The sequence below is a fragment of the Cupriavidus sp. FW305-3-2-15-C-LB2 genome, from assembly GCF_058787575.1.
Genome location: NZ_JBYSZW010000046.1, coordinates 51,139 through 66,602 on the forward strand (window position 1 = coordinate 51,139; position 15,464 = coordinate 66,602).

Consider the following 15,464-nt stretch of genomic DNA (forward strand, 5'->3'; position numbering starts at 1 on the left):
GCACTTGCAAGAAGCGACGCCGCCCCGCAACCTCACTTATTCATGAATGCCAGCGGTCTGCACGATGGTGCGATAGCGCCCCGTCTCGCGCTTGATAAAGCTGCCGAACTGCGCCGGATTGGCAGGCGCCACTTCCACACCGGCTTCTGCCAGCTTCTTCTTCACATCCGGCATGGCCAGCACGGCCTGCATCTCGGTGTTCAGGCGCTCCACCACCGCTTGCGGCAGCCTGGCCGGGCCCATCAGGCCGAACCACACGCCCATGTCGACGCCCTTGAGCGCGGGCGTCTCGGCCAGCGCGGGCACGTTCGGCGCCACCGGCGAGCGCTTGGCGTTGGTCACGCCGTAGGCCTGCACGCGGCCGGCCTGGATATGCGGCAGCGCCGACGACAGCACCATTACCGCCAGGTCGATCTGGCCGCCGAGCAGGTCGGTAGCCATGGCCGACGCGCCCTTGTACGGCACGTGCGTGATATTGACCTTGCCCTGCTGCTTGATCAGCTCGCCGGCCAGGTTCAGCGGCGTGCCCACGCCCGACGAGGCATACGACAGCTTGCCCGGCTGGGCCTTGGCCAGCGCAATCAGCTCGGCCGCGTTCCTGGCCGCCAGGCCGGGCTTGCCGACCAGCACCATCGGCTGGGTGCCGACGAAGGTCACCGGCACCAGGTCCTTTTCGCCGTCGTAGCGCACGGCGGGGTTGGTCAGGCGGGCGATCGACACTTCACTGCCCGAGCCCATCAGCAGGGTGTAGCCGTCGGCCTCGGCCTTGACCACCTTGGCCGCGCCGATGGTGCCGCCGGCGCCGCCCAGGTTCTCGATCACCACGCTCTGGCCCAGGCGCTTGCCCAGCTCCGGGGCAATGGTCCGGGCCACCAGGTCGACGCTGCCGCCGGCGGTGTAGCCCACCACCAGCGTGATCGGCTTGGCGGGCCAGGCGGAGGCAACGGCGCCGGCGGAAGCGGCAAGGCAGAGTGCGGCAGCGGCCGCGCGCAGGATGGTCTTCATGGTCTTGGCTCTGGGGGTCCCGGAATGGTTGTTGTGGAGCGATGGTAGTGAGCGCGGAACCGGCCCGGCGTGCAGCTTTGGCAAGGGCGGTTGCCGATTCGGCAATGGTGGCCGAAGGCGCATCAGCGCGGTGCCTGCACCGCCGCCTGCCAGAAAGCCTCGGCCAGCGGGCGCATCGGCGCGCGCGGGCGGTACAGGCGGATATCGAGCGCCAGGTCGCCGCCATCATCGCTGCGCGCGCCGCTGATGGCACGCACCAGGCGCCCGGCGTGCAGGTCGTCAGCAATCAGGCGTGCCGGCAGCCAGGCCAGGCCCATGCGCTGGCGCACCATCTCGTGCACCGACTCGGCAAAGTCGCTGACCGCGATCACGTCCAGCCGCGGCGCCAGCTTGCGGCGCGCGATCTCCTGGTTGACCATGCGGCCGAGTGTCAGGGTCTCGGCGTAGGCGATCATGGGCACCGGCTTCGCCGCAGCCTTGCCGGTCGCAAGCCGGTGCAGCGGCGCGCCGCGCGCATCGGCGGCGCTGACGCACACCAGCCGCTCCACGCCGGCCAGGTGGAACTGGTAGCGCGCGTCATCCAGCATCACCGGCAGGTCCGGCGGGCTGTAGCAGAGCAGGAAATCGGCATCGCCCTCGGCAAACATGGCTAGCGCGTCATGCATCGGGAAGGTCGACAGCTGCGTGCGGAAACCGGCCGCCGCGGGGTCGTGCCGCAGCGCCTCGCGCAGGCCCGCCAGCCACGCCGGCACCATCGAGCGCGCCAGGGTCTTGCCGGTGGCGATGGTGACCGTGCTGGCGTCGGCGCGGTGCGCGGCGCGCAGCGCCACGCGGGTCTCGTCCAGCGTGCGCAAGGCGCTCTGCGCGGCTTCCAGGAACTGGCGCCCTTCGGCGGTCAGCCGCACCGGGAACGCGCTGCGGTCGATCAGCGGGGCGCCGGCCCAGACCTCAAGCGCCTGCATGCGGCGGCCAAACGCGGGCGGGGTCACGTTGCGCAGCTCGGCGGCGCGCGCCAGGCTGCCGGCCTGGGCCAGGCAGACGAAGTCTTCAAGCCAGCGGATATGCATGGAAGGCGGACCGTTGAAGGTGGGGCGGCAATGCCCTCATTATCGGCAATACCGGCCGCCACCTTTGCCTGCCGCATTCCTCGGTTAGAATTTTTCGCATGACACTGATCCGGCGCCGCCACCCCTCGTCCCCGACCAGCCAGGCGTCCGACACCACGCCGCCCGCCCCGGAATACACCATCGACGAGCTGGCGCGCGTGGCCGGCACCACGGTGCGCAACGTGCGCTCCTACCAGGACCGCGGCTTGATCGATCCGCCGCAGCGGCGCGGGCGCGTCGGCATCTACACGCAAGCGCACCTGGGACGGCTCAAGCTGATCCACCACCTGCTGGCGCGCGGCTATACGCTGGCCAATATCACCGAGCTGCTCAAGGCCATCGTCGAAGGGCACGACCTGCGCTCGATCCTTGGGTTGGAGACTGCCATCAGCAGCCCGTGGACCAACGAGACGCCGCGGCACTACTCCTACCTGGCGCTGGCGCGGCTGTTCGGCCGCGCGATCTCGCGCCCGGCCCTGGCCAAGGCGATCTCGCTGGGGCTGCTGGAACCGGACGGCCTGGGCTATCTCGCGCGCAGCCCGCGCGCGCTGGCCGCGGGCGCGGAGATCGCCCAGGCGGGCTTTGCGCTGGAAGACGTGCTGGAGATCATCGCGCAGTCGCGCGGGCATTTCCAGGCGGTATCTGACCATATCGTCGCTACCGTGGTGCGCGAGCTGGACCGCTTTGGCATTGGCAAGCTGCCGCCGCCGCAGGACGTGCCGCGGCTGGTGGAGATCCTGTGGCGCATCCGCCCGCTGGCACTGGTGATGGCGGAGACGGAGATGATGCGGGCGCTGGAGATCTCGGCCAACAAATACCTGGGGGACCGGGTGGCGGCGATCATCGAGCATCTGCATGACGAGGAAGATGGCAGCGGCGGGAAGCCATGATTCCGCGCCGGTCCGGCCCCCTCCCCCGCTGTACAGAGCGGGCACACAGGTGACAGGTGTGCGAGGACATGGTTGACGCTTCCCGGCACACGCATCCCACCGCGCTACCTCGCCGCCCTTCCCCGCACCGACTCCTCCAGCAACGACCGCAACTTCGCCAGCGCGCCCGGATCCCCGTGCGCGGCTGAGCGCGCATACCAGATCTTGGCCTGCTCGAGATCCCGGTCGACCACGCCGGGCTCGCCGTGTTCGTAGAAGCTGCCGACGATGTATTGCGCGCCGCCGTCGCCGGCACTGGCCGCGCGGCTGTACCACATGAACGCCTGTCCGTAGTCGCGCGGCACGCCCCGGCCAGTGAAGTAATTCGTCGCCAGCGCCATCTGCGCCTGCACATGCCCGCCCTGTGCCGCCAGTGCATACCAGCGGTTGGCTTCCTCCAGTGACTTCGGCACCAGTTCGCCGCGCTCGTAAAGGTCGCCCCAGGTGTACTGGGCATGCGTCATCTGGTTGTCGGCCGCTTTTTTCAGCCAGACCAGCGCCTCCTGCGGGCGGGCGGCGGTGCCCTCGCCGCGCAGCAGCATCATTGCGTAGTTGAACTGGGCCAGACGGTTGCCCAGCCGGGCCGCATCGGCAAAGCCGCGCAGGGCCTGGTCGAAGTTGCCCGCTTCATACGCGGTGACCGCGTCGCGGGTCTGGACCTGCGCGGGGGCAGGCGGCTGCGGTGCGGAGGCTGCCGCCTGCATGCACAACAGCCATGCGGCGGTGGCGCCGGCGAGCAAGGCGGCAATCGGGGGGCGGGCAATCGACATGGCGGACTCCGGGCACAGCGCCTTCCTGATTCCAGTGTAGGAGTCAGGACACGGCGCCGGTAGGCAGGCGCGGACTCGCCGGAATATCCATGCGAATAATCAATCGGCCATAATATCTGCCACGATCATTCCTCGCACAGATAAAACCAGGTCTTCAGATCCACCCGGCCCGATGCAGCCGCCGCCACAGTCCCCCGCAGGCGACCGCGGTCACGCCGATCACTGCCGGGTAGGCGAAGTGGAATTTCAGCTCAGGCATGAAATCGAAGTTCATGCCATACAGGCTGAAGATCACGGTCGGGATCGCCAGGATCGCGCCCCAGCCGGCCAGCCGCTTGACCACCTCGTTCTGGCCCACGGTGACCAGCGCCAGGTTGACCTGCACGGCCGTGGTCAGCATTTCGCGCACCACGTCGAGCGTGCGCACCAGCCGGCTGGCGTGGTCCTCGATGTCGCGGAAATAGGCGCGCAGCTCCTTCGGCACCAGGTCTTCGTGCAGCCGGATCAGCTGGCCGCACATGTCTTCCACCGGGCTGACCGCATTGCGCAGGCGCAGCACCTGGCGCTTGATCTGGTACAGGCGCTCGATCGCCTTGCGGTCGAACTCGTCGCGGAAGATACCCTCCTCCAGCGCCTCGAAGGTGTCTTCCAGGCGCGTGACGATGGGCATGTAGTGGTCGACGACAAAGTCCATCAGCGCGTACAGCACATAGCCCGGGCCATTGGCCAGGCCGTGCGGGTCCTGCTCGCAGCGCTCGCGCACGGGCGCATAGGTGCTGCTGACACCGTGGCGCACCGAAACCACATAATTAGGGCCGACAAAGAGATGGGTCTCGCCGACCACGACTTCATCTTCCACCAGTTGCGCCGTGTTGAGCACCACGAAGACCGAATCGCCGTAGGCCTCGAGCTTGGGGCGCTGGTGCGCATCGAGCGCATCTTCCACCGCCAGGTCGTGCAGGCCGAACGCCTGCTGGGCCTGGCGCAGCAGCGCGAGGTCAGGCTCATGCAGGCCCAGCCAGACAAAGGTGCCGGGCACCCCCAGCACGGTGCGGATCTCATCCATGCCCACTGTGCCGAGCCGCTTGCCCTGCCGGTAGGCCACGCAATTGACGATGGCGCCCATGAAAACTCCGCTGATCAGATGGCGCAATCGTAACAAGCCTTTACGCTGTGCCGGACTCGATGCGCGTTGCCCCGCGCGGCATACCACGCTGGCCGCACTTGTCCGGCGCTACGGTGTGCCGTGCACGCGCATATGGAACCCACGCGCCACCTGCTGTACATATCGATCCAATTGTTACAGTTCGCGACAGATACGACGTTAGAATGTGGCATTTCCACGGTCACCCGGCTATGTCCCAGAAGAAATCGCCACGCTTCGAGCTGCGCAGTGGCAACGTAGACGCCCTCCTTCTCGCCCTCCAGACCGCCGACATGGCTGCGCTGCGGGATGACCTCCTCGCCCGCTTTGAAGCCACCCCCGACTTCTTTTCCAATGACGTGATTGCGCTGGACCTGCGCGCGCTGGAAGATGACAGCGAAGTCGCGCTTGGCACCGTGATCGAGACGCTGGCCACGCTCAGGGCCCGCGCCATCGGCGTGGTGGCCCGCCCCGGCCAGCGCGAGTGGGCCGAGCGCTTCGGCCTGCCGCTGCTGGACAGCCAGGCCCGCCGCGGCAGTGGCGCCGATCGCGCCGCCGAGGCCCAGGCCGCAGCCGCGGCGGAACAGGCCGCCGCCGAACAGGCCGCGCGCGAGGAATCCATCCGCGCCGCCGCGCAGGCCACCACCGACGCCGCCGTGGCCGCCGCCATCCGCCAGACCCAGACCATGCTGATCGACAAGCCGCTGCGCTCGGGCCAGCAGGTCTACGCGCAGGGCGACGTGGTCATCCTGGACGTGGTCAGCTACGGCGCCGAGGTGATCGCCGAAGGCAACATCCATATCTATGCCCCGCTGCGCGGCCGTGCGCTGGCGGGCGTCAAGGGCAACACCGGCGCGCGCATCTTCAGCACGTGCATGGAGCCTGAACTGATTTCCATCGCCGGCATCTACCGGACCGCGGAGCAGACGCTTCCGGCCGACGTGCTCGGCAAGACCGCCCAGGTGCGCCTGGCCGATGAAAAACTGATTCTCGAAGCGCTGCGGCTCAAGTAACCGCGCAGCCCTCGGGACCGAATTGCAGAGAGCGCAAGCTTCAACTTATTACTGGACCAAAGAGCCATGGCAAAAATCATCGTTGTGACCTCCGGCAAGGGAGGCGTCGGCAAGACCACCACCAGCGCCAGCTTTGCCGCCGGCCTGGCCCTGCGCGGCCACAAGACTGCCGTGATCGACTTCGACGTCGGCCTGCGCAACCTTGACCTGATCATGGGTTGCGAGCGCCGCGTGGTGTACGACCTGATCAACGTGGTGCAGGGCGAAGCCAACCTGCGCCAGGCGCTGATCAAGGACAAGAAGTGCGAGAACCTGTTCATCCTGCCGGCCTCGCAGACGCGCGACAAGGACGCGCTCACGCGCGAAGGCGTCGAGAAGGTCATCAACGGCCTGATCGAGATGGATTTCGAATTCATCATCTGCGACTCGCCGGCCGGCATCGAGTCGGGCGCGCTGATGGCGATGTACTTCGCCGACGAGGCGCTGATCGTGACCAACCCGGAAGTGTCGTCGGTGCGCGATTCGGACCGCATCCTGGGCATCCTGGCCTCCAAGACCAAGCGCGCCAGCGAAGGCGGCGACCCGATCAAGGAACACCTGCTGATCACCCGCTACAACCCCAAGCGTGTGCATGGCGGCGAAATGCTGTCGCTGACTGACATCCAGGAAATCCTGCGCATCAAGCTGATCGGCGTGGTGCCGGAGTCTGAAGCCGTGCTGCACGCCTCGAACCAGGGCACGCCCGCCATCCACCTGGAAGGCAGCGACGTGGCCGACGCCTATGGCGACGTGGTGGACCGCTTCCTCGGCAAGGACAAGCCGATGCGTTTCACCGACTACCAGAAGCCGGGTCTGCTCTCCCGCATCTTCGGCAACAAGTAACGGTCAAGGAGGGCTCACCCCATGTCGATCCTTTCCTTCCTGCTGGGAGAGAAGAAGAAGTCCGCGTCGGTCGCCAAGGAGCGGCTGCAGATCATCCTGGCGCACGAGCGCACCGGCCATTCCGCGCCCGCCGACTACCTGCCCGCGCTGCAGCGCGAGCTGGTGGCGGTAATCTCCAAGTACGTCAAGATCGGCGACCAGGACCTGCGCGTCAGCCTGGAACGCCAGGACAACCTCGAGGTGCTCGAGGTCAAGATCGAGATCCCGCAGAACTGAGGACGGATCCCGGCGCTGCCGGATTCGTTCCTCCTCCTTCGGTTTTCCCGCACTTCCCGTCTTTCCGCCGACCGCGGCGCCGCTTGCGCGCCGGGGTCGGCCGGCCCCCCGCCCCCCCCCCCGGCCCCCGTCCTCCCCGCCGCGATTCCCCACCAGCCCAGTGTGCAGGCCAGCTGCCAGCGCTGCCAGAACGCCCCAATTCGGAATTCTGTAGCGGCGAGACAACGGATTTGCACCAAAATCCTGCTTGAAAGGGCAGCTTGGCGGAGTTTTGTGTCCTTGTAGCTTACGTTTTGTTAAATTTTCGCGGCGTCTACAACGAAACGTAGACATCGTCCCCGCCGTGATCCGGCGGAGAGAACAGTACAAGACAGAAAAGGAGCACCATGAAGAAATCGGCCATCGTCCTCGCAGCCGGCAGCCTGTTGGCAGGTTCGGCGTTCGCACAATCGTCCGTTACCCTGTACGGTATCGTTGACCAGAGCATCCGCTTCCAGACGAACTCCAACGCCAACAACGACAACCTGTGGGAACTGACCAACGGCGCCGTCACCAACAGCCGCTGGGGCCTGAAGGGCAGCGAAGCCCTCGGCAATAACCTGAAGGCAATCTTCCAGCTGGAAGGCGGCTTCGATCCGGACACCGGCCGTTCCAACCAGGCCAGCGCCACCAACCCGAACGGCCGCCTGTTCGGTCGTCAGGCTTACGTTGGCCTGTCGGGCGACTTCGGCACGATCAAGCTGGGCCGCCAGTACACCGAAGGCTTTAACTTCTTCGGCGACTACGATCCGCTGACCATCGGCAACTACACCAACAACGCCTGGCCGTTCTTCCTGACCCAGTTCCGCAGCGACAACGTGGTCAGCTACGGCGGCAAGTTCGGCGGCCTGGACGTGGGCGCCAGCTACGGCTTCGGCGAGCAGCCGGGCAGCATGACCAAGAACCAGTACTGGGGCACCCGTGCCGCTTACTCGTTCGGTCCGTTCGGCATCGGCGGCGTGTACCAGGAAATCCGCGACATCAACGGCAACAAGCAGCAAATGTGGGGCGCTGCCGGTAAGTACGCCTTTGGTCCGGCCAAGCTGTTCGTGGGCTACGTCGGCGGCAAGGACCGCACCGGCGTGATCGACAACGGCTTCCTGAACAACTCGGCTGCCGCGCCTGCTCCGGCCGTGGTCACCGCCGGCGCTGCCAGCAACCCGCGCAAGGACACTCTCGGCTACATCGGCCTGACCTACCAGGCCACCCCGGCCCTGGCGCTGACCGGCGTGTTCTACGGCGACTACGTCGAGAACAAGAACGGCGTGAACGACAACAACGGCCGCCGCTACACCGGCGTGCTGCTGGCCGAGTACTCGCTGTCCAAGCGCACCCAGGTCTACGGCACGGTTGACTTCAACAAGGTTTCGGGCGGCACCACCACCGAAATGCCGGGCCGCAACAACCAGACTGGCGCTGCACTGGGTATCCGCCACATCTTCTGATCGACACCCGATCAGCAGTTCCTGGCAACAGGCACCTTCGGGTGCCTTTTTTCATGGGCGCGGCCGGCGCCGCAGCCACAGGTACCAGCCGGCCTGCGAGGTGGCTTCGCCCATCGGCTGCAGCGGCACCAGCACGCCGCCATGCCGCGCCACCACGCGCTGTGCGCACAGCAGCGCCGGCCCGGGCTGCGCCAGCCGCGCGGCGCTTTCGTCGTCGGCGGAATCGAACGCCAGCCACAGCGCCAGGCCGCCGGCATGGCCACGGCACGTGATCCGCAGCGCAGTCTCCCGCGCCGCGGCATCAATCGCGCTGGTCAGCAGCCATTCCAGCGTTTGCGCCAGCATGGCCTGGTCCCCGCCAAGGCGCGGCAGGCGGCCGGCCGGCCGTTCAAGCCGGACGCCGGCCTCGCTGGCCAGGGTCCAGACGCGGTCCAGCGCTTCATCCAGCAGCGATTCCATGGCGATACGGCGCATGCGATAGGCGTGGCGCGTTTCGCGCAGCAGCCGGTTCAGGTCGTCGATCTGGCGCAGCGAACGGCGCGCATGGCTGCCGACCTGCGCCAGCAGCGCGGCGTCGGCCTGGGCCCGCGTGCGGCGCAGTTCCAGCCAGGCCAGCAGCGAGGCATTGGGTGCGCGCAGGTCGTGGCCAAGCACGTGCAGCAGCATGTCGTGCACGGCGGCGGGGTTGCGCACATCAGCGCGCCGCTGCGCGACCGGCCGGCCGCCGAGCCACGGTGCCACGGCCAGCCCCGCCTGGTGCAGCCGGGACGCTCTCATGCGGCGGCCCGTTCGGTGCGCTCCGGGCGATCGGTACGCTCCAGCCGGTAGCCATGCGTGTAGACCGGCGTCAGCCGCAAGCCGTGCCCTGCCTGCAGCCCAAGCTTGCTGCGCACGCGCGAGACATGGGTATCGATGGTGCGCGACAGCGGCGAGATCTCGCGGCCCCAGACCGCGGCGGTGATGTGGTCGCGCGTGACGATGCGCCCCTCGTTGCGGAACAGCAGCACCGCCAGGTCGAACTCTTTGGGCGTCAGGCTGACCGGATCGCCGTTGCAGGTGACCTTGCGCAGGGCGCAGTCAAAAGCGTACTCGCCCAGCCGCAACGGCGCGAGCGGCGCCAGCTGCGCGGGATACGCGCGCCGCAGCAGGCAGTCGATGCGCGCGGCCAGCTCGGCCGGGCGCACCGGCTTGACCATGTAGTCGTCAGCGCCGGCCGCCAGGGCGTTGACGATGTCGAGCTCGGCCTCGCGGCAGGTCAGGAACATCACCGGGATGCGGCGGTCGAGGTGGGTACGCACCCAGGCCAGTACCTCGCGCCCGGACAGGTCCGGCATCTGCCAGTCCAGCAGCAGCAGGTCGAAGCCCGCGTCGCGCAGCGCCAGCAGCAGCCGCCGGCTTTCGGCGAAAGTCACGCAGTCATGTCCCGCGCCGGTAATGACCTGCCGGATCAGCGCCGCATCCGCGGGCGCGTCTTCAAGCGATGCAATGCGCGATGCCATTTTCTTTCCCATGTGTTGTCTCCGACGGAACAGAACACTAGCGGGACATTTAAGACCGCGTTGCCTTCGGCACGAATAGGAAAGACCTCAATCTCGATTTTCAACAATCTTTTACTTCTCGCCTCAGCAGGCCGCTCCTACCATGGGCTTCGCTGCGTGCCGAGCGGGCCCGCAGTGCCAAGCTCTGTCCATCCATCGGCGCATTCCGATGCGCCCGCGCAGGAGCCACTCTCGTGAACATCGCCGCGCTGCAGGCGGACCCGACCCTCGCCGTCAGCATCGAACAGACCCTGCGCCTGAACGGGCACCAGTGCACGCGCTATCTCAGCGGACGCACCATGATCGGCGCGCTGCGCGGCCGGTCGTTCGATCTGCTGATGCTCGACTGCGATACGCCGGGGATCCCGGCCCTGGAAGTGCTGGCATGGGTGCGCCGCACGCTCGGCAGCGAGATGCCGGTGATGCTGACCGGCACCTCCAACGAAGAAGCCTTCGTCGCGGCCTGCTTTGCGCAAGGCGCCGACAGCTACGTGCCCAAGCCGCTGCGCACGGCCGAGCTGGCCGCGCGCGTGCTGGCGCTGTTGCGCCGCGCCAGGCCGGCGGTCGATGAATGCGACCTGGAGCACGGCGTGTTCCGCTTTGCCACCGCGGAGCGGCGCGTGTGGGTCCAGGGTAAGCCGGTGCTGCTGGCCCCCAAGGAATTCGACCTGGCGGTGCTGCTGTTCCGCAACCTGGGCTCGCTGGTGCTGCGCCAGGCCATGGTCGACCAGGTCTGGCGCTACCACATGGACCCGGCCTCGCGCACGGTGGACAGCCACCTGTCGCGCGTGCGCACCAAGCTGGCGCTGTGGCCGCACAACGGCGTGCGGCTGTCGTCGGTGTACGGGCTGGGCAGCCGCCTCGATGCGGCCTAGCCTCAATCGGCCTTGATGCCCGCGTCCCTGACGATGCGGGCGTTCTCCGCGGACTCTTCGCGGATGGCCTTGGCAAACTGCGCCGGCGTGCCGCCGGTCGGCACTTCGCCGCCCTTGAGCAGGCGCTCATGGACTTCCGGCTCGGCCAGCGCCTTGTTCAGTTCGGCGTTCAGGCGGTTGATGATGGCCGCGGGCGTCTTGCCCGGCGCGAAGATGCCGAAGGTCGAGGTCAGGTTGGCCTTGGGGTAGCCCAGCTCGGCCAGCGTCGGCACCGAGGGCAGGCTCTCCAGGCGCCTGGGCGCACCCACCGCCAGCGCGCGCAGGCGGCCGGCCTGCATATGCTGGGTCAGCACCGGGCTGGCGTTGGTGCTCATCACCTCGAACTGGCCGCCGAGCGCGTCATTCATCTGTTGGCCCGCGCCCTTATACGGGATCAGCGTGATGTCGGCCTTCGACTTCTGCTTGATCTGTTCCAGCACTACGTGGCCAACCGTTCCCAGGCCCGACGTTGCCCAGCGCACCGAGCCCGGTTTGGCGCTGGCCTGGCCGACCACGTCGGCAAAGCCCTTGCCGCTGAAGCCGGCGGTGGCCACCACCAGCACCGGCGAGTACATCACGCTCATCACCGGCGCCACGTCCTTCTGCGGGTCGTAGTTGACGCGGCCGACATGCGGGTTGAGCGTCAGCGGGCTGGTGGCGGCGAAGCCCAGCGTATAGCCGTCCGGCGCAGCCTTGGCGACCGCATCGATGCCGATGCTGCCGCCCGCGCCGGCCTTGTTCTCGACCACCACCGAGGTGCCCATCTGCGCCGACAGCCGCTCGCCGAGCGCGCGCGCCACGGTGTCGCTGATGCCGCCGGTCGGGTAGGCGACGATCAGGCGGATCGGACGGCTGGGATAGGCGTCGGCAGCGGCGGCAGGCAGTGCGGCAGCACCGCTGGTCACGCACAGGGCGGCCAGCAGGGATGAGCGGAAGGGGAAGGCCATGATGGAAATGCGGGAGAGATTTCGACAGGAGGGCGCCGGGCGCGGCAGCGGTTCGCCGGTCTGGCGCGGAGCAGCCGCTATCTTAGCCGATCGGGGCGTGCGCGCTCAGCGCACCAGCGGGCGTTCCGGCACCCACGAGACAAAGAGTTCGTTGGCCCGGTCATACAGGCGCCATACCGTGCCGCAGTCGCGGCAGGCAAAGGAAAGCATGCTGAACGGCACGCCGGCGGCGCTCTGGCTCACCAGCGGCACCGTGCCGCGCAGCGCCAGGCAGGACGGCGGCTCGCGCCGGCGCGGGTCGGCGGCGAGCGCCAGGCAGCGCTCGCAGGCAGGCGTGGCAGACGGTGCCGATGCGGGGTGGATGGGTGGCGGGGACGGAGGCACGGCAGACTTCATGCCCGCCATGATGCCGCAAAACGCCGCCCGGCAGCAGCCGCTGACGCAATCTCGGATCAGGCCGGCTGCGTGCGCGTCACCGCGGCCGGCGCCGCCGCGCGCTGGCCCAGCCACACGCTGCCCAGCACCAGCAGCGCGCCGGCAGCCTGCATCGCCGTCAATGCCTGGCCCAGCACCAGAAAGCCGAGCACGGTGGCGCTGACCGGGCTGAGCAGCCCCAGCGCCGCCACCGCGGACGACGGCATGCGCCCGACACCGCGGAACCACAGCGCATAGCTGAAGCCGGCCCCGACAATGCTCAGCCACGCATAGCCAAGCCAGTTGGCCAGCGTGAAATGCCCGGGCAGCGGTTCCAGCACCAGTGCGAACGGCAGCAGGAACAGCCCGCCCGCGCACAACTGCCATGCCGTCAGCACCAGCGGCGAGACCGGCGGGCGCCAGTGCCGCGTCAGTACCGTGCCCACCGCCATCGATACCGCCCCGGCCGCTGCCGCCGCCACGCCGATGGCATCGAGCCGGGCGGCCGGGCCCAGTACCAGCAGCGCCACGCCCAGCAGCCCGCCCACGCCCGCCAGCCAGGCGGCCGGCCGCGGGCGTGCGCCCAGCCAGGCCCACGCCAGCACCACCACGATCAGCGGCTGGATCGCGCCGACCGTGGCCGCCACCCCGCCCGGCAACCGGTACGCGGCGATAAACAGCATGGCCTGGAAGAAGCCGATATTGAGCACGCCCAGCACCGCCGCGCGCCACCACCAGCTGCCACGCGGCAGTTGCCGGCCGAAGGCAAGCATCGCCAGCCCGGCCGGCAGCGCCCGGATCACGCCTGAGAGCAGCGGCTGCCCCGGCGGCAGCCACTGGCTGGTGACCAGGTAGGTGCTGCCCCAGATGGCCGGGGCCAGCCCGGTCAGCAGGATGTCCCTGAGGGTCACGCCGCCGGTCGCGGCCAGGGAGGAAGATCCACTCGCCTTCATGTCGATATTCTTGATGTCAAGATAAATAGACTTTACGAAGCCGATTGGTTGATGTCAAGATACTTCGGTATTCCGCCCATCGCTTATTCCCACGCCCGCCCTGCTGATGACTGCCCGCTGCAAACCCGAAGACACGCCTGACCACGTCGATGGCATTCTCGCCCAATGGGCGCGAGAGCGCCCGGACCTGGATGCCTCGCCGATGGGCGTGATCGGCCGGCTGGGCCGGCTCAACCGCCATACCAGCCGGGCCATTGAAGCCGCGCTTGGGGAAACCGGCCTGCAGCCGTGGGAATTCGATGTGCTGGCGACGCTGCGGCGCGCGGGGCCGCCGTATGCGCTGTCGCCGGGCGCGCTGATCGGCTCGCTGATGATCACTTCGGGCACCATGACCAACCGGCTCGACCACCTGGAACGGGCCGGGCTGGTGCGGCGCCAGCCCAATCCGGAAGACCGGCGCGGGCTGCTGGTGGAACTGACCGAAACCGGACGCGAGCGCGTCGACCGCGCGCTGGAATTGCACGTGGCCAACGAGCACCGCCTGCTGGCGGACCTGACCGCGACGGAACGCGCGCAGCTGGCTGCGCTGCTGCGCCGCTGGCTGCGCATGTTCGAGCCGCCACCGGGCGGTGGCGGCGAAGGCAATGAACCGGCCTGAGTGTCAGGCCCGCTGACGCTCGCGCAGGTCGGGCAGGAAGATCGTCAGCAGGCCCAGCAGCGGCAGGTAGGCACAGTACTCGTACACCGCGCGGATGCCATGCGTATCGGCCATGCCGCCCAGCACCGCGGCGCCGATGCCGCCCATGCCGAAGGCAAAACCGAAGAACAGGCCCGACACCATGCCGACCTTGCCGGGAATCAGCTCCTGCGCGAACACCAGGATCGCCGAGAACGCCGAGGCCAGGATAAAGCCGATGATGAAGGTCAGCACCGTGGTCCAGAACAGGCCCACGTGCGGCAGCGCCAGCGTGAACGGCGCCACGCCCAGGATCGACGCCCAGATCACGCGCTTGCGGCCGATGCGGTCGCCGATCGGGCCGCCCAGGATGGTGCCCGCCGCCACCGCGGCCAGGAACATGAACAGGTGCAGCTGCGCGTCCTGGCGCGCCAGCCCGAAGCGCTCCATCAGGTAGAAGGTGTAGTAGGAGGTCAGGCTGGCCATGTAGAAGTACTTGGAGAACACCAGCACCATCAGCACCACCATGGCCCGCACCACCAGGCGCGTGGGAACCGGGCTGGCCACCGCGCCGGCGGCCTTGTGCTTGCGCGCGCCCTGCGCCAGCTGGCGCGCATACCAGCCGCCGATGCGCCACAGCACCACGATGCCCACCAGCGCCGCCAGCGAGAACCACGCCAGGCTGGCCTGCTGGTGCACGATCAGCGCGGCCAGCAGCGGCCCCATGGCGCTGCCGCCGTTGCCGCCAACCTGGAAGATCGACTGCGCCAGCCCGTGCTGGCCGCCCGAGGCCATGCGCGCCACACGCGATGATTCCGGATGGAAGATCGATGAGCCGGTACCGACCAGCGCCGCGGCCACCAGCAGCACGCCGTAGCTCGGCGCCACCGACAGCAGCAGCAAGCCCGCCAGCGTGAACGCCATGGCGATGGCCAGCGAATGCGGCTTGGGATGCTTGTCGGTGTACAGGCCCACCACCGGCTGCAGCAGCGATGCCGTGACCTGGTAGGTCATGGTCAGCAGGCCGATCTGGGTGAAGCTCAGGTTGAAGCCCCCCTTGAGCATCGGATAGATCGCCAGGATCAACGACTGGATCATGTCGTTGAGGAAGTGGGCGAAGCTGATCGCCGACAGCACGCGGAAACCGGTGCGTTCGGCCTGGGGGGGTGTCGCGGAGGGTGTCGCGCCAGCAGGCGCGGAGTCGATGGTTGTGCTCATTGGCGGCTCTCGACAGACGGAAAGCGGCCAGCGTGGGCGCCGGCCTGGAAGGAACTGAGCACCGATGCTAGCTGGCGCCCGGGCGCCTGTCCTGCGAGAATAGGTCCCCGACCTTGGAGAAAAGGACATGCCGCGCGCCCCTCGCCCCCTTTCTGCTTCCGGAGCGGCCCGCCGCCGCCGCGATCAGCATGCGCC

General features: G+C 68.2%; 17 protein-coding genes. 7 read left to right on the forward strand and 10 right to left on the reverse strand.

All coding sequences use genetic code 11. The annotated features are described in order from the left end of the window. Positions 1–36: 36 nt before the first annotated feature. Both AC3WRR_RS27005 and AC3WRR_RS27010 read right to left on the reverse strand, forming a co-directional pair. Positions 37–1,005, reverse strand: a complete 969-nt coding sequence (locus tag AC3WRR_RS27005) for a Bug family tripartite tricarboxylate transporter substrate binding protein (protein ID WP_011614342.1) — start codon at positions 1,003–1,005, stop codon at positions 37–39. A 122-nt stretch (positions 1,006–1,127) separates the two neighbouring features. Then, a complete protein-coding gene (locus AC3WRR_RS27010) occupies positions 1,128–2,072 on the reverse strand; it encodes a LysR family transcriptional regulator (RefSeq protein ID WP_010811457.1) in 945 nt (314 codons plus the stop codon). Positions 2,073–2,170: 98 nt separating this feature from the next. On the opposite strand from AC3WRR_RS27010, the gene AC3WRR_RS27015 reads away from it, so the two are divergent. Continuing rightward, positions 2,171–3,001 carry a MerR family transcriptional regulator gene (locus AC3WRR_RS27015; RefSeq protein WP_010811456.1) on the forward strand — a complete coding sequence of 277 codons (831 nt, stop codon included), beginning with the start codon at positions 2,171–2,173 and terminating at the stop codon, positions 2,999–3,001. A 104-nt stretch (positions 3,002–3,105) separates the two neighbouring features. Here AC3WRR_RS27015 and AC3WRR_RS27020 read toward each other — a convergent pair whose 3' ends face one another. Both AC3WRR_RS27020 and AC3WRR_RS27025 read right to left on the reverse strand, forming a co-directional pair. Further along, on the reverse strand, positions 3,106–3,810 hold the full coding sequence (locus AC3WRR_RS27020; protein WP_010811455.1) for a tetratricopeptide repeat protein: 705 nt from the start codon (positions 3,808–3,810) through the stop codon (positions 3,106–3,108). A gap of 154 nt (positions 3,811–3,964) precedes the next feature. Next, positions 3,965–4,936, reverse strand: coding sequence for a magnesium and cobalt transport protein CorA (locus AC3WRR_RS27025; RefSeq protein ID WP_492298611.1), 972 nt, complete (start codon positions 4,934–4,936; stop codon positions 3,965–3,967). Positions 4,937–5,166: 230 nt separating this feature from the next. Here AC3WRR_RS27025 and minC point away from each other — a divergent pair, with 230 nt between their 5' ends. From minC to AC3WRR_RS27045, 4 genes are all read left to right on the forward strand, one after another. Beyond that, positions 5,167–5,967, forward strand: a complete 801-nt coding sequence (gene minC, locus AC3WRR_RS27030) for a septum site-determining protein MinC (protein WP_439668465.1) — start codon at positions 5,167–5,169, stop codon at positions 5,965–5,967. Between the two features lie 66 nt (positions 5,968–6,033). After that, complete coding sequence (gene minD, locus AC3WRR_RS27035; RefSeq protein ID WP_010811452.1) at positions 6,034–6,849, forward strand: septum site-determining protein MinD; 816 nt, start codon at positions 6,034–6,036, stop codon at positions 6,847–6,849. Between the two features lie 21 nt (positions 6,850–6,870). Continuing rightward, complete coding sequence (gene minE / locus AC3WRR_RS27040; protein ID WP_010811451.1) at positions 6,871–7,125, forward strand: cell division topological specificity factor MinE; 255 nt, start codon at positions 6,871–6,873, stop codon at positions 7,123–7,125. Between the two features lie 386 nt (positions 7,126–7,511). Then, on the forward strand, positions 7,512–8,609 hold the full coding sequence (locus AC3WRR_RS27045) for a porin (protein WP_010811450.1): 1,098 nt from the start codon (positions 7,512–7,514) through the stop codon (positions 8,607–8,609). A 51-nt stretch (positions 8,610–8,660) separates the two neighbouring features. Here AC3WRR_RS27045 and AC3WRR_RS27050 read toward each other — a convergent pair whose 3' ends face one another. Together AC3WRR_RS27050 and AC3WRR_RS27055 are read right to left on the reverse strand one after the other, a co-directional pair. After that, a complete protein-coding gene (locus AC3WRR_RS27050) occupies positions 8,661–9,386 on the reverse strand; it encodes a histidine kinase (RefSeq protein WP_058697466.1) in 726 nt (241 codons plus the stop codon). Then, positions 9,383–10,120, reverse strand: coding sequence for a response regulator transcription factor (locus tag AC3WRR_RS27055; protein ID WP_010811448.1), 738 nt, complete (start codon positions 10,118–10,120; stop codon positions 9,383–9,385). Before AC3WRR_RS27055 ends, AC3WRR_RS27050 begins: the two co-directional genes overlap by 4 nt. A 221-nt stretch (positions 10,121–10,341) precedes the next feature. Between AC3WRR_RS27055 and AC3WRR_RS27060 the strand changes: the two genes are divergently transcribed. Beyond that, positions 10,342–11,022, forward strand: a complete 681-nt coding sequence (locus tag AC3WRR_RS27060; protein WP_454751138.1) for a response regulator transcription factor — start codon at positions 10,342–10,344, stop codon at positions 11,020–11,022. Positions 11,023–11,024: 2 nt separating this feature from the next. On the opposite strand, the gene AC3WRR_RS27065 is transcribed toward AC3WRR_RS27060, so the two are convergent. The 3 genes from AC3WRR_RS27065 to AC3WRR_RS27075 form a co-directional block, all read right to left on the reverse strand. After that, positions 11,025–12,008, reverse strand: coding sequence for a Bug family tripartite tricarboxylate transporter substrate binding protein (locus tag AC3WRR_RS27065; RefSeq protein ID WP_010811446.1), 984 nt, complete (start codon positions 12,006–12,008; stop codon positions 11,025–11,027). Positions 12,009–12,113: 105 nt separating this feature from the next. Continuing rightward, positions 12,114–12,413: a hypothetical protein gene (locus AC3WRR_RS27070; protein WP_010811445.1), complete on the reverse strand. Its 300-nt coding sequence runs from the start codon at positions 12,411–12,413 to the stop codon at positions 12,114–12,116. A 47-nt stretch (positions 12,414–12,460) separates the two neighbouring features. Then, a complete protein-coding gene (locus AC3WRR_RS27075) occupies positions 12,461–13,375 on the reverse strand; it encodes an EamA family transporter (protein WP_058697465.1) in 915 nt (304 codons plus the stop codon). Positions 13,376–13,481: 106 nt separating this feature from the next. Between AC3WRR_RS27075 and AC3WRR_RS27080 the strand changes: the two genes are divergently transcribed. Continuing rightward, entirely contained in the window at positions 13,482–14,033 is a 552-nt protein-coding gene (locus tag AC3WRR_RS27080; RefSeq protein WP_492298614.1) for a MarR family winged helix-turn-helix transcriptional regulator, read from the forward strand. Positions 14,034–14,036: 3 nt separating this feature from the next. On the opposite strand, the gene AC3WRR_RS27085 is transcribed toward AC3WRR_RS27080, so the two are convergent. Continuing rightward, positions 14,037–15,269 carry an MFS transporter gene (locus AC3WRR_RS27085; RefSeq protein WP_492298616.1) on the reverse strand — a complete coding sequence of 411 codons (1,233 nt, stop codon included), beginning with the start codon at positions 15,267–15,269 and terminating at the stop codon, positions 14,037–14,039. Between the last annotated feature and the right edge of the window lie 195 nt (positions 15,270–15,464).

Excerpts from the sequence above, each read along its gene's own strand:
- AC3WRR_RS27055 (WP_010811448.1), bottom strand. The coding sequence starts at position 10,120 with ATGGGAAAGAAAATGGCATCGCGCATTGCATCGCTTGAAGACGCGCCC.
- AC3WRR_RS27020 (WP_010811455.1), bottom strand. The coding sequence starts at position 3,810 with ATGTCGATTGCCCGCCCCCCGATTGCCGCCTTGCTCGCCGGCGCCACC.
- AC3WRR_RS27025 (WP_492298611.1), bottom strand. The coding sequence starts at position 4,936 with ATGGGCGCCATCGTCAATTGCGTGGCCTACCGGCAGGGCAAGCGGCTC.
- minC (WP_439668465.1), top strand. The coding sequence starts at position 5,167 with ATGTCCCAGAAGAAATCGCCACGCTTCGAGCTGCGCAGTGGCAACGTA.
- AC3WRR_RS27080 (WP_492298614.1), top strand. The coding sequence starts at position 13,482 with ATGACTGCCCGCTGCAAACCCGAAGACACGCCTGACCACGTCGATGGC.
- AC3WRR_RS27085 (WP_492298616.1), bottom strand. The coding sequence starts at position 15,269 with ATGAGCACAACCATCGACTCCGCGCCTGCTGGCGCGACACCCTCCGCG.
- AC3WRR_RS27015 (WP_010811456.1), top strand. The coding sequence starts at position 2,171 with ATGACACTGATCCGGCGCCGCCACCCCTCGTCCCCGACCAGCCAGGCG.
- AC3WRR_RS27070 (WP_010811445.1), bottom strand. The coding sequence starts at position 12,413 with ATGGCGGGCATGAAGTCTGCCGTGCCTCCGTCCCCGCCACCCATCCAC.
- AC3WRR_RS27045 (WP_010811450.1), top strand. The coding sequence starts at position 7,512 with ATGAAGAAATCGGCCATCGTCCTCGCAGCCGGCAGCCTGTTGGCAGGT.
- minD (WP_010811452.1), top strand. The coding sequence starts at position 6,034 with ATGGCAAAAATCATCGTTGTGACCTCCGGCAAGGGAGGCGTCGGCAAG.
- AC3WRR_RS27050 (WP_058697466.1), bottom strand. The coding sequence starts at position 9,386 with ATGAGAGCGTCCCGGCTGCACCAGGCGGGGCTGGCCGTGGCACCGTGG.
- minE (WP_010811451.1), top strand. The coding sequence starts at position 6,871 with ATGTCGATCCTTTCCTTCCTGCTGGGAGAGAAGAAGAAGTCCGCGTCG.
- AC3WRR_RS27010 (WP_010811457.1), bottom strand. The coding sequence starts at position 2,072 with ATGCATATCCGCTGGCTTGAAGACTTCGTCTGCCTGGCCCAGGCCGGC.
- AC3WRR_RS27065 (WP_010811446.1), bottom strand. The coding sequence starts at position 12,008 with ATGGCCTTCCCCTTCCGCTCATCCCTGCTGGCCGCCCTGTGCGTGACC.
- AC3WRR_RS27075 (WP_058697465.1), bottom strand. The coding sequence starts at position 13,375 with ATGAAGGCGAGTGGATCTTCCTCCCTGGCCGCGACCGGCGGCGTGACC.
- AC3WRR_RS27005 (WP_011614342.1), bottom strand. The coding sequence starts at position 1,005 with ATGAAGACCATCCTGCGCGCGGCCGCTGCCGCACTCTGCCTTGCCGCT.